We start from the raw sequence: 12,392 nt of genomic DNA on the forward strand, positions 1-12,392 counted from the left end.
GCAGGAAATGCAATTTGATGCACTTTATCTTAATATGTTTGGCCTGATTATGAACAAGTTTTTATAAATTAGAGTGTGTTTATCTTTTGCGGTTGAATTTACGCAATGTAAGGGCGAATAATTACGCCGTCTTCACCTTTTACTTCTTCCATTACTACATAGGTGCGGCTTTCACTCACATTTGGTAGTTTTAAAAGTATGTCGCCTAGTACACCGCGGTATTCTGACATATCGTTTACACGGGTTTTTAATAAAAAATCAAAATTACCCGATACCAAGTGACACTCTATTATCTCTTCGTGCTGTTTAACCGCCGCACTAAACTCATCAAATACGTCGGGCGATGTTTTGGTAATGGTTACCTCAACATACACCGATAAGCCTTGGCCAAGCTTTGCTGGATCAACCACCGCTTTGTAGCCAAGTATGTAGCCTTCACGTTCTAACTTTTTTACGCGCTCCAGACAGGGCGTGGCGCTTAGGCCAACTCGTCGGGCCAGTTCTACATTAGAAAGGCGTCCATCGTGCTGTAATTCCATTAAAATTTTACGGTCAATTCTATCTAATAACTGATGCATACACCCAACTAGTTTAATATTCTGTTTATTTTTATTATTTAGATAATAACACTGGTTACCCTTTTAAAAAAGGTGAGACACACTGCCATATGATGAATATAATAGTGAAAAATGTTAATCCGTTCTTAATAAGGCAAATTTTATGATTATTGGTGTACCTAAAGAAATTAAAAACCATGAATACCGTGTAGGTATGGTTCCTGCGAGTGTTCGTGAATTAGTAAATCACGGCCACCAAGTGATTGTTGAAACAGATGCAGGTATGGGCATTGGTTTTACTAACGAAGATTACACTCAAGCTGGCGCTGAAATTTTAGCCACTGCAGCTGATGTTTTTGCAAAAGCAGACATGATCGTAAAAGTAAAAGAGCCACAAGCTGTTGAGCGTGCAATGCTACGCGAAGACCAAATTTTATTTACGTACCTTCACCTTGCACCTGATCTTCCGCAAACTGAAGACCTTGTTAAAAGCAAATCGATTTGTATTGCTTACGAAACAGTGACTGATGCACGTGGCGGCTTACCGCTTCTTGCACCAATGAGTGAAGTAGCTGGTCGTATGTCTATTCAGGCCGGTGCACAAGCGCTTGAAAAATCTAACCACGGCCGTGGTATGCTACTTGGTGGCGTACCAGGCGTTGAAGCAGCTAAAGTTGTTGTTATTGGCGGCGGCATGGTGGGTCGTAGTGCGGCGCAAATGGCTGTAGGCATGGGCGCAGACGTTGTTGTACTTGATCGCAACATCGATGTATTACGTTCATTAGACGCGCAATTTGGTAACAAAGTTAAAGCGATTTACTCAACTGCCGATGCACTTGAAAAACACGTTTTAGAAGCAGACCTAGTAATTGGTGGCGTACTAATCCCAGGTGCAGCGGCACCTAAACTTGTTACAGCTGAACACATTAAAGCCATGAAGCCAGGCGCTGCAATTGTGGATGTTGCTATTGACCAAGGTGGTTGTATTGCAACGTCTAAAGCGACTACACACGCTGATCCAACATACATTGTTGATGACGTTGTGCACTACTGTGTAGCTAACATGCCAGGTGCAGTACCACGCACTTCTACCTTTGCACTTAATAATGCAACATTACCGTTTATTATTAACCTTGCAAACAAAGGTTACAAAAAGGCACTACTTGATGACGCGCACTTCTTAAAAGGCTTAAACGTAATTAAAGGCCAAGTAACGTATAAAGAAGTAGCAGAAGCGTTCAACATGGAATATGTTGATCCACGTACTGCAGTAGAAAACGCGTAATTTTGCGTTTAGTCGTTAGGTGTTATTGAATAAAATAGTTACCTAACTACAAACAATAAAAAAGCAGCTAATTAGCTGCTTTTTTTGTATCTAAATTTCGACTATATAAAGTAATTTATATAAAACGCTTAATTATAAAATCCACTTTTACGCGTTTAGCTTGACCAAGTAGCTTTTTAACCGGTTGTGGGTAATCTTCTACTGTTTCTAAATCATTTGGCCCCGTTAAACGGCGGCAGTGTTTTAAAATTTCCTGCTTTTCGTTATCTATGGCTTGCATAATACTTTGCTGTGGGTCTTCAATTAAAATACCGTTTTCAATATCAAGCCCCCACGCCCGCGGATTAAGATTGTGGCCGCTTAATAAGTGGCGTTGTCGGTCTGCGCAAATACCTTTTAAGTGAAACGAGTTACTATCGTGCTTCCATAAGTACACGTTTAAATTGCCGTTATCTATATGGCGCTTTTGCGATTTTACAAATTTATGCAAAATGGTTTCGTATAAATACGGTAATGCACCAATTTTACTAAACGGCTCATTTGGCGGCAGGTAAAAATCGTTCGCCGTTTTATCACCCACGACAATGGTTACCTGCTTACCTTGTTTTAATAATCTACGAAGCGAGCGCATAAGCGGCGCCGGAAAATTAAAATACGGTGTGTAAAGTACAAGCTCTTGCTCTGTGGTATCAAACAAATTTTTAATTAATCGGTTAAGGCTATTATTACGACGCCCTAAACCTAAAAACAAACGCACACCGAGTGGGTCGGTATTGGGCGTAGTTGGGTTTGCATAACTGGCCGACTTTAGCTCGCGCATTAATTGCTTTTGTTCAAATTTAAAGTCTATTAAGCGCTTAAGCGGGCGTGTATCAATACGCGGTACGGCTTGAGAAGCAATAAGCTTAGACTCAATAAAATCAATTACAGAGTCGCACAGCGCTGCTTGATTAACTAAAAAATAACGGTCCAGCCTGTAGCGATCATTATATTGTAAGTACACATTATTTAAGCTAGCACCGCTATACAAAAGCGTGTTATCGACCACAAAGCCTTTTAAATGTAATACACCAAAGAGCTCTTTTGCCTTAACGGGTACACCGTAAACTTGAACGTTTGATTTAAATTTTTCTAAATAGTCACAATATAAACTTGCGTTACCGTCTGATTTTGCTGCCCCAATAAGACCACGTTGAGCACGATGAAAATCAACCAACACTTTTATTTCAAGGTCGGGGTTCGCCAACGACACACGATGCAGCGCTTCGAGTATTTCACGCCCTGCTTCATCATCTTGTAAGTACAGTGCCGTAATGTAGATTCTTTGTTTTGCATTGCTAATTAAGCGTAGCAATTGCGTACGGTACTCTTGTGCGTTGGTTAAGACGTTAACGTCTTTTGAAGTCAACCCAAATGCGGGTTTTTCCTGCCAAAATAACATAGTTGCCTATTCACTAAGGTCACATAATCTATCAGTGACAAATAAAATTAAGTAAAACATATCAAAAAAATACTAACGGGTCATGAATTAACGAAGCTTTGTTGCTCATCTGTTTGTTTTTTAACCTCAACGCAGGCTTTTTTATCATTTACTGCAAGGTCAGTACATAATATTGCACAGCTTTTAATTTTGTCAGAAAAAAATATTCACATAATTTGTTTACTTGTGCCTTGTTTTTCTTAGAATCGAAGCCATTAAGTTCAGTATTAAACGTTTAGGAAAAGATCATGACTGAAGCAAAACACTCTAAGTTACTAATTTTAGGCTCAGGCCCTGCGGGTTACACTGCCGCGGTTTACGCAGCGCGTGCAAATTTAAACCCGGTTTTAATTACTGGTATTCAACAAGGTGGCCAATTAACGACCACAACTGAAGTTGAAAACTGGCCAGGCGATGCGCATGGTTTAACAGGCCCTGCATTAATGGATCGTATGAAAGAGCACGCTGAGCGCTTTGAAACGGAAATTGTGTTTGACCACATTAATAAAGTCGATGTGTCTAAGCGCCCTTTCACGCTTACTGGCGACCAAGGTACTTACACGTGTGATGCATTAATTATTGCCACAGGTGCGTCGGCTAAATACTTAGGCTTAGAGTCTGAAACTAACTTTCAAGGTCGTGGTGTATCTGCATGTGCTACGTGTGATGGTTTTTTCTATAAAGGGCGTAAAGTTGCCGTTGTAGGGGGTGGTAACACAGCAGTAGAAGAAGCGCTTTACTTATCTAACATTGCCGATGAAGTACACGTCATTCACCGTCGAGATAGCTTCCGCAGTGAAAAAATTCTTGCTGATCGCCTTAACGAAAAAGCGCAAAATGGTAACGTAGTAATGCACTACAACCGTACGCTAGACGAAGTACTTGGCGATGACATGGGTGTAACAGGCGTACGCATTAAAGATACACAATCTGATGCTACCGAGGAGCTTGATTTAGCTGGTGTGTTTATTGCTATCGGCCATAAGCCAAACACCGACATGTTTGAAGGCCAACTAGAAATGAAAGACGGCTATTTAGTGGTTGAGTCGGGCCTTAACGGTAACGCTACTCAAACAAGCGTACCTGGCGTATTTGCCGCAGGTGACGTGTCTGATCACATTTACCGTCAAGCAATTACATCTGCAGGTACAGGTTGTATGGCAGCCCTAGATGCAGAACGTTTCTTAGATAATCTGTAATCACGTTAAATATTTTAAAAGAGGCTGATAATTCAGCCTTTTTTTATGCCTAAAATGTAGTTACACTTTTATGATAATTAATAAGTTAAGCCCTCTATGAGAAACCAGCTATACCAACTCAGTGAAACCGATATAGCATTTCCAAATCCCGAATATGCACTCACCTCCCCCGATGGCCTGCTTGCCATAGGCGGCGATTTATCTGTAAAGCGATTAAGTAACGCCTATAAAATGGGGATTTTTCCGTGGTTTAGCGAAGGTGAGCCCATTATGTGGTGGTCGCCAAGTGAACGCGGCATTGTAGAGCTAAATGACTTTCATATAAGTAAAAGCTTGCGTAAACATTTAAAAAAGCACCCAGTAAAAGTAACCATTAACAATGCCTTTGCTGAGGTGATAGAAGCGTGCTGTGAGCAACGAATAGACACCGAAGGCACGTGGATAACAAACGAGATGTTAAGCGCTTATATTGCTGCACATGACGCTAATATTGCGCATAGTGTTGAGGTATGGCAAAACGGCGAACTTGCCGGTGGGCTTTATGGCATTATGCAAAATGGCATTTTTTGTGGCGAGTCGATGTTTCATCATCAAACTAATTGCTCAAAACTGGCCATGTGGGCGTTAGTTAATTGGTTAAAACGCCATAATGCACATTTTATTGACTGCCAACTAGAAAACCCCTATTTAACCTCTTTAGGCGCAAAAGTGATCCCTCGCTCAGAATTTTTGACTAGACTTAAATTAGCAGGTTCTTACAGCCTCAACCCGATGATGTGGCAGCCACAGGAGTTAATAGCAATTTATGAGTGAGCACATACCTTCTCGCGTAGGCCTTAGCCAAGAGTTTGCTTGTAGCTATTTACCTGACAGGCAAGAACAATTATTGGTAATACTTGACCCTACCTGTTACAGCACCCAAAAATTTGAGATGCTTTTATCGCTCGGCTTTAGGCGTAGCGGTAACCAAATTTACCGACCTCATTGCCCGTCGTGTAGTGCCTGTAATTCTGTACGCGTGTTAGCTCAAGAGTTTGACCCGTCAAAATCCCAAAAACGAAAACTCAATAAAGTAAAAGCACACTTTGAAGTTAAATACACTCAGGCTAAGCGCGAAGAATATTACCCGCTTTATAGTAAATACATTTCATTACGTCACAGCGATGGCACTATGTTCCCCCCTAATATAGAGCAATTTCAAAGTTTTTTATTTTGTAGCTGGCTAGAAATAACGTTTATTGAACTTTGGCACCAAGACACTTTAGTTGCAGTAGCCGTAACCGATTGTATGGATAATGCTGTTTCAGCTATTTATACGTTTTTCGATCCCGACTTTGAGCACTACAGTTTAGGCACTGTGATGATTTTACAGCAGCTCGAATTTGCCAAACAACAAAATAAAGAATTTGTGTATTTGGGCTACCAAATCGATGAATGCACCAAAATGAAATACAAAACTCAGTTTTTACCCGCGCAAAAACACGTTAATGACCAGTGGTTGGCTATTTAATTTGCAAAAATGCCCGCTGCGCCTTTACTTATTGGCGTATTTTGGGCAAAATCTGCAGCGTTTAACTATTAAAGAGGTGTTACGCTAAACATGGCGAAAGAAGACGTAATCGAAATGCAAGGGACTGTCCTTGATACTTTACCAAATACAATGTTCCGAGTTGAGCTAGAAAATGGTCACGTAGTTGTGGCTCATATTTCAGGTAAAATGCGCAAAAACTACATCCGTATTTTAACCGGCGATAAAGTAACGGTAGAAATGACGCCTTACGATTTATCGAAAGGTCGTATCGTATTCCGTGCTCGCTAAGTGCGTAAACGAGATTTAGTTTTTGGCTAGTGAATAACTAGCTTAAAGCGTTTATTAAATGTAATTGATGGTGCTGACTAGCAATTACATTTAATAAACAAAAAACCCAGCTTTTGCTGGGTTTTTTGTTGCCTAAAAAAAGCAAAAAAAAGCCCGCACGTATTGCTCAGGCTAGTTTATATACCCATTCGCATAATTAAGTTACTATTTAGCGGATGGGTATTATAAGTGAATGCTCTTATTTAAGCGGGTGTTAAATTGCTTTCATAGTCAAAGTTAATTTTCTTATCTTTAACTGACACTTTAACAGTACCGCCATCAACCAGCTCACCAAAGAGTATTTCATTAGCCAACGGCTTTTTAAGCTCATCTTGAATAACACGTGCCATTGGGCGTGCCCCCATCGCTTTGTCGTAGCCTTTGTCTGCTAACCATTCACGCGCTTTAGAGGTCAGTTCAAGGTTAACCGACTTTTTATCTAGTTGTGCTTGCAGCTCAACTACAAACTTGTCAACCACTTGCAAGATAACCTCTTTTTCAAGGTGGTTAAACCAAATAATATTATCTAAGCGGTTTCTAAATTCGGGTGAAAATACCTTGTTAATTTCGCTCATTGCATCATGCGTATGATCTTGCTCGGTAAAGCCAATCGATTTGCGTGTTGTTTCTTGCACACCGGCATTGGTTGTCATAACCACCACGACGTTTCTAAAGTCAGCTTTACGACCATTGTTATCGGTTAACGTACCGTGATCCATGACTTGCAGTAGTATGTTGTAAATATCTGGATGGGCTTTTTCAATTTCATCCAATAATACAACTGCATGCGGGTTTTTAATAACAGCTTCGGTGAGTAAACCACCTTGTTCAAAACCAACATACCCAGGAGGCGCACCAATTAGACGGCTCACTGCATGGCGCTCAACGTACTCTGACATATCAAAACGGATAAACTCAACGCCCATACATTTTGCAAGCTGTTTTGTAACCTCGGTTTTACCTACACCCGTTGGCCCTGCAAATAAGAACGAGCCTACTGGTTTATCTTCGTTTGCAAGCCCAGAGCGAGATAAACGAATCGCAGATGTTAGCGCGTCAATAGACTGATCTTGCCCAAACACTAACATTTTAAGATTACGATCAAGATTTTTAAGCGTTTCTTTATCGGTCGATGACACGCTTTGAGCTGGGATACGCGCCATTTTAGCAATAATCGATTCAATATCTGATACACCAATGGTTTTTTTGCGCTTAGAGCTTGGCTGCAAACGTTGGTTGGCACCGGCTTCATCTATTACATCAATGGCTTTATCAGGTAAGTGACGCTCATTAATGTATTTAGCACTTAGCTCTGCAGCTGCTTTTAGTGCTTTTTGTGTGTAACGAATGCCATGGTGTTCTTCATAACGCTCTTTTAAACCATTTAAAATTTTAGTGGTATCAGCCACACTCGGTTCAAGTACATCAATTTTTTGGAAACGGCGAACTAACGCACGGTCTTTTTCAAAAATATTTTTGTACTCATTGTAAGTGGTTGAGCCCATACAACGTAACTGCCCGCTCGAAAGTAGCGGTTTAAGTAAGTTAGATGCATCCATAACACCACCCGATGCAGCACCTGCACCAATAATAGTGTGTATTTCATCAATAAATAATATTGAGTTAGGTTTAGCTTGTAACTCTTTTAACAGGCTCTTAAAGCGTTTTTCAAAGTCGCCGCGGTATTTAGTGCCAGCAAGCAATGCGCCCATATCAAGCGAGTAAACAACAGCATCGGCAATCACTTCAGGCACTTGCTCGTTAACAATACGATACGCAAGGCCCTCTGCAATGGCTGTTTTACCAACGCCGGCTTCACCAACAAGCAATGGGTTATTCTTTTTACGGCGACATAAAACCTGCACCGTACGCTCTACTTCGCTGTCGCGACCTACTAATGGGTCTATGTTGCCGTCTTTAGCTTGCGCATTTAAGTTAGTGGTAAAGCTATCTAACTTACTTGCTTCTTCGTTTTGAACCTCTTGTACTTCTTCATGAATATCGTCAGTGTCATCACCTAACTCATCATCGGATTTAGAAATACCATGAGAAATAAAATTCACTATATCTAAGCGAGAAATATCACTTTTCTTAAGTAGATAAACTGCTTGGCTTTCCTGTTCAGAAAAAATAGCAACAAGGACGTTTACTCCCGTCACTTCGTTTTTACCTGATGATTGAACATGAAAAACTGCACGCTGAAGCACGCGCTGAAAGCCCAGTGTTGGTTGGGTTTCGCGTTCTTCTTCTAAGTCGGGAATAACCGGTGTGGTTTCGTCTATAAATTCTAATAGCTCGGTTTTTAAACCTGAAATATCCACCCCACAGGCGTTTAACGCTTCGCCTGCTGAAGGATTATCTAAAAGCGCAAGTAAAAGGTGTTCTACCGTCATAAACTCATGGCGGCGTGTACGCGCTTCACGAAACGCGGCGTTTAACGTTAGTTCTAAGTCTTTGTTTAGCATTGGCAACCCCTTACTGAGATAATTATTTTATACCACAACAATGAGATGATTGATCACCTAATTGGTATTTATTCCTGCTCACAACTACAAAGCAGTGGATGCTCGTTATCCCGTGCATAACGGTTAACTTGTTCCGCTTTGGTATGGGCTACATCGGCGCTAAATACACCGCATATCCCCTTCCCTTTTTCGTGAACTTGTAGCATCACATCAGTTGCTCTATCGCTATCCATATTGAAAAACGTCATCAGGACTTCTATTACAAAGTCCATTGGCGTGTAGTCGTCGTTATTTAAAACAACTTTGTATTTTCGCGGTGGTTGCAGCTTTTGCTTTTCACTATCACGAACTGTGTCTATGACACCTGAATCTTTCATACCAATCATAATTAAATATAGTCTTGTCTTTAGAACTCAAGCAAACTTGAATAAAAAATAAATTAAATGTTAAAAAAATAACACAAAACACTTGACTGACTGGCCAAATAAACTACAGTCAGAAGTAGATTGATTAATCATTAGTCAGTCTAGCAAATTATACGGTTTAGAATAACTAAATTAGTCAACTTATAGAAGGATGTAGAAGTATGGCTTGTGGTAAAGTCAAATGGTTCAACAACGCCAAAGGTTTTGGTTTCATCGTAGAAGACGGCTGCGAGAATGATATTTTCGCTCATTACTCAACGATTGTAATGGATGGTTATAAGACACTTAAAGCTGGTCAAGATGTAACATTCGAGCTAGAACAAGGCCCTAAGGGCTTACACGCTAAAAACATAGCCCCTAACGGCGACATTTTAGAGTGATCAAAATTTGTTCGACTAAAGCGAGCGACCTAATTTAGATCCTCGCTTAATTTCCCACTTACCATTCAACACTCTCCTTATTACTAAATTGCTCCTATACACACTAAATTCAACCCTTTTCCTTGATTTTATTTTATATACCCCAATGTTCTAACAGTTACCTGCTAATTTAGGCTGTACAAAAGCGCAAGCGCTAGCCCTTTTTAAACAAGCTTGTTACACTCTTGTTGCTAAATTACGCGGTTACATTTTAGCTAATGCTTTTACGCTGCTAAATACGTGTACTTTGCAACCTATAAAAATCAGTTAGTCAGGTGTGACTATTCTGCCTTATGGCATATTAAGAGTACCGACACCTAACAAACTGCTTATTAACGCAGTCATGCGCTAATGAGTTTCTTTGCATTGTTGAATACGGCCACTGCGGCCTACTATCTAGGAATGATGATGACATCAAAAATTATCTACACTAAAACGGACGAAGCTCCGGCGCTAGCAACCTACTCGTTGCTACCAATTATCCAAGCCTATACAAATGCGGCAGGTGTTGAAGTTGAAACTCGCGATATCTCATTAGCAGGTCGTGTAATTGCAAACTTCGCTGATTACCTTACTGAAGAGCAACGCATTGGCGATGCGCTTGCAGAACTTGGCGAACTTGCAAAAACACCAGAAGCAAACATCATCAAATTACCAAATATCAGTGCGTCTGTACCGCAATTACGCGCTGTGATTAAAGAGCTTCAAGAAAAAGGTTACGCACTACCAGAATACCCTGCTGAGCCTAAAAATGATGAAGAAGCTAAAATTAAAGCAACTTACGACAAAATTAAAGGCAGCGCTGTAAACCCAGTATTGCGTGAAGGTAACTCAGATCGTCGTGCGCCTGGCTCTGTTAAAGAATATGCACGTAATAACCCGCATTCAATGGGTGCGTGGAGCAAAGATTCACAATCATACGTTGCGAGCATGAGCGAAGGCGATTTCTTTGGTTCTGAGCAATCAGTAACCGTTGATGCAGCAACTGATGTACGTATTGAACACGTAGCGACTAATGGCGAAGTAACTGTACTTAAGCAAAGCACTCCGCTAATCGCTGGCGAAGTAATAGATGCGTCACGCATTAGCGCAGCTAAATTACAAGCGTTTTTAGCAGCAGAAATTGATGCCGCGAAAGAAAAAGGCGTATTATTTTCGCTTCACATGAAAGCGACAATGATGAAAGTATCTGACCCTATTATTTTTGGTCACGCGGTAAAAGTTTTCTACAAAGACGTATTTGCTAAACACGGCGAGCTTTTTGAAGAGCTAGGTGTTGATGTAAATAACGGTTTAGGCGACGTTTATTCTAAAATTCAATCATTAGATGATGCTAAGCGCGAAGAAATTGAAGCAGACATTCAAGCGGTTTATGCTGATCGTCCTGCCATTGCAATGGTTGACTCTGACCGTGGTATTACTAATTTACACGTACCAAGCGATGTGATCATTGATGCATCTATGCCTGCTGCTATTCGTTCAAGCGGTCAAATGTGGAACAACGACGGTAAACTACAAGACACTAGCTTTGTGATCCCAGATCGTAGCTACTCAAGCGTTTACCAAGCGACTATTGATTTTTGTAAAGAAAATGGCGCATTTGATCCTACCACTATGGGTAGCGTTCCAAACGTAGGCTTAATGGCTCAAAAAGCAGAAGAATACGGTTCTCACGATAAAACGTTTGAAGCAAAAGCGGATGGCTCAATCCGTGTTGTTGATGCAAATGGCACTACGCTACTTGAGCACACTGTTGAGCAAGGCGATATTTGGAGAATGTGTCAGGTTAAAGACGCACCAATCCAAGATTGGGTTAAACTGGCGGTAAACCGTGCACGTGCAACGGGCGTACCTGCTGTTTTCTGGTTAGATGAAAATCGCGCTCACGATGCTCAGCTTATTAAAAAGGTAAACAAATACTTACCAGATCACGATACAGATGGCCTAGACATTCAAATTTTAGCGCCGCTTGAAGCAACTTTATTCTCATTAGCGCGTATTAAAGAAGGTAAAGACACTATTTCTGTAACAGGTAACGTATTACGTGACTACCTAACAGATTTATTCCCAATTTTAGAGCTGGGTACTAGTGCTAAAATGCTTTCAATTGTTCCTCTTATGAACGGCGGTGGCTTATTTGAAACTGGTGCAGGTGGTTCAGCACCTAAGCATGTTCAACAGTTCGAAAAAGAAAACCACTTACGTTGGGATTCGTTAGGCGAGTTTTTAGCATTAGCGGCTTCGCTTGAGCACCTAAGTGTGAATACAGGCAACAAAAAAGCCCAAGTACTTGCTGACACACTAGATAAAGCAACCGGTACGTTCTTAGCTGAAAACAAGTCGCCTTCACGTAAAGTAAAAGAAATTGATAACCGTGGTTCTCACTTCTTCTTATCTCTATTCTGGGCACAAGAGCTGGCTAAGCAAGACGAAGACAGTGAGCTTAAAGCGCAATTTACACAAATTGCCAACGATTTAGAAACGCAAAAAGAGCAAATCGTAAACGAGCTTAACGATGCGCAAGGTCCTTCAATGGATATTGGTGGTTACTTCCAACCAAATGATGAGGCAGCGTTTAAAGCAATGCGCCCAAGCCCAACCTTTAACGAAATTTTATCTAAATTAGTATAATTTTAGATTAAATTAAAAAACCGCTTACGTAAAAAGTAAGCGGTTTTTTGTGCCTGGCTTTTGTATAAAAAAT

11 protein-coding genes are annotated in these 12,392 nt (G+C 40.7%); 7 read left to right on the plus strand and 4 right to left on the minus strand.

The window, feature by feature from the left end; genetic code table 11:
* Positions 1 to 98: 98 nt before the first annotated feature.
* Positions 99 to 578: a leucine-responsive transcriptional regulator Lrp gene (gene lrp, locus AN389_RS08100; RefSeq protein WP_004586747.1), complete on the minus strand. Its 480-nt coding sequence runs from the start codon at positions 576 to 578 to the stop codon at positions 99 to 101.
* Between the two features lie 142 nt (positions 579 to 720).
* On the opposite strand from lrp, the gene ald reads away from it, so the two are divergent.
* Positions 721 to 1,842: an alanine dehydrogenase gene (gene ald / locus AN389_RS08105; protein WP_055014311.1), complete on the plus strand. Its 1,122-nt coding sequence runs from the start codon at positions 721 to 723 to the stop codon at positions 1,840 to 1,842.
* A 115-nt stretch (positions 1,843 to 1,957) separates the two neighbouring features.
* On the opposite strand, the gene pssA is transcribed toward ald, so the two are convergent.
* On the minus strand, positions 1,958 to 3,283 hold the full coding sequence (pssA, locus tag AN389_RS08110) for a CDP-diacylglycerol--serine O-phosphatidyltransferase (protein WP_055014312.1): 1,326 nt from the start codon (positions 3,281 to 3,283) through the stop codon (positions 1,958 to 1,960).
* 287 nt (positions 3,284 to 3,570) lie between these two features.
* On the opposite strand from pssA, the gene trxB reads away from it, so the two are divergent.
* The 4 genes from trxB to infA all read left to right on the plus strand — a co-directional run bounded on the left by trxB (position 3,571) and on the right by infA (position 6,340).
* Complete coding sequence (gene trxB / locus AN389_RS08115; RefSeq protein WP_024033489.1) at positions 3,571 to 4,521, plus strand: thioredoxin-disulfide reductase; 951 nt, start codon at positions 3,571 to 3,573, stop codon at positions 4,519 to 4,521.
* A 96-nt stretch (positions 4,522 to 4,617) separates the two neighbouring features.
* Positions 4,618 to 5,334: a leucyl/phenylalanyl-tRNA--protein transferase gene (gene aat / locus AN389_RS08120; protein WP_055019567.1), complete on the plus strand. Its 717-nt coding sequence runs from the start codon at positions 4,618 to 4,620 to the stop codon at positions 5,332 to 5,334.
* Positions 5,327 to 6,031: an arginyltransferase gene (locus AN389_RS08125; protein WP_055018490.1), complete on the plus strand. Its 705-nt coding sequence runs from the start codon at positions 5,327 to 5,329 to the stop codon at positions 6,029 to 6,031. The genes aat and AN389_RS08125 overlap by 8 nt, the downstream gene beginning before the upstream one ends.
* Before the next feature lie 90 nt (positions 6,032 to 6,121).
* Positions 6,122 to 6,340, plus strand: coding sequence for a translation initiation factor IF-1 (gene infA / locus AN389_RS08130; protein ID WP_002962494.1), 219 nt, complete (start codon positions 6,122 to 6,124; stop codon positions 6,338 to 6,340).
* 242 nt (positions 6,341 to 6,582) lie between these two features.
* Here the strand turns inward: infA and clpA are convergent, their stop codons facing one another.
* Both clpA and clpS read right to left on the minus strand, forming a co-directional pair.
* Complete coding sequence (clpA, locus tag AN389_RS08135) at positions 6,583 to 8,844, minus strand: ATP-dependent Clp protease ATP-binding subunit ClpA (protein ID WP_055014315.1); 2,262 nt, start codon at positions 8,842 to 8,844, stop codon at positions 6,583 to 6,585.
* A 68-nt stretch (positions 8,845 to 8,912) separates the two neighbouring features.
* Positions 8,913 to 9,221: an ATP-dependent Clp protease adapter ClpS gene (gene clpS, locus AN389_RS08140; RefSeq protein WP_004586754.1), complete on the minus strand. Its 309-nt coding sequence runs from the start codon at positions 9,219 to 9,221 to the stop codon at positions 8,913 to 8,915.
* Positions 9,222 to 9,430: 209 nt separating this feature from the next.
* On the opposite strand from clpS, the gene cspD reads away from it, so the two are divergent.
* Positions 9,431 to 9,649, plus strand: coding sequence for a cold shock domain-containing protein CspD (cspD, locus tag AN389_RS08145; protein WP_004586755.1), 219 nt, complete (start codon positions 9,431 to 9,433; stop codon positions 9,647 to 9,649).
* 447 nt (positions 9,650 to 10,096) lie between these two features.
* Positions 10,097 to 12,319 (plus strand): NADP-dependent isocitrate dehydrogenase, encoded by a 2,223-nt coding sequence (locus AN389_RS08150; protein ID WP_055014316.1) that lies wholly within the window; start codon positions 10,097 to 10,099, stop codon positions 12,317 to 12,319.
* Positions 12,320 to 12,392: the final 73 nt, after the last annotated feature.

It is taken from the genome of Pseudoalteromonas sp. P1-7a (assembly GCF_001401855.1).
Lineage (GTDB): Bacteria > Pseudomonadota > Gammaproteobacteria > Enterobacterales > Alteromonadaceae > Pseudoalteromonas.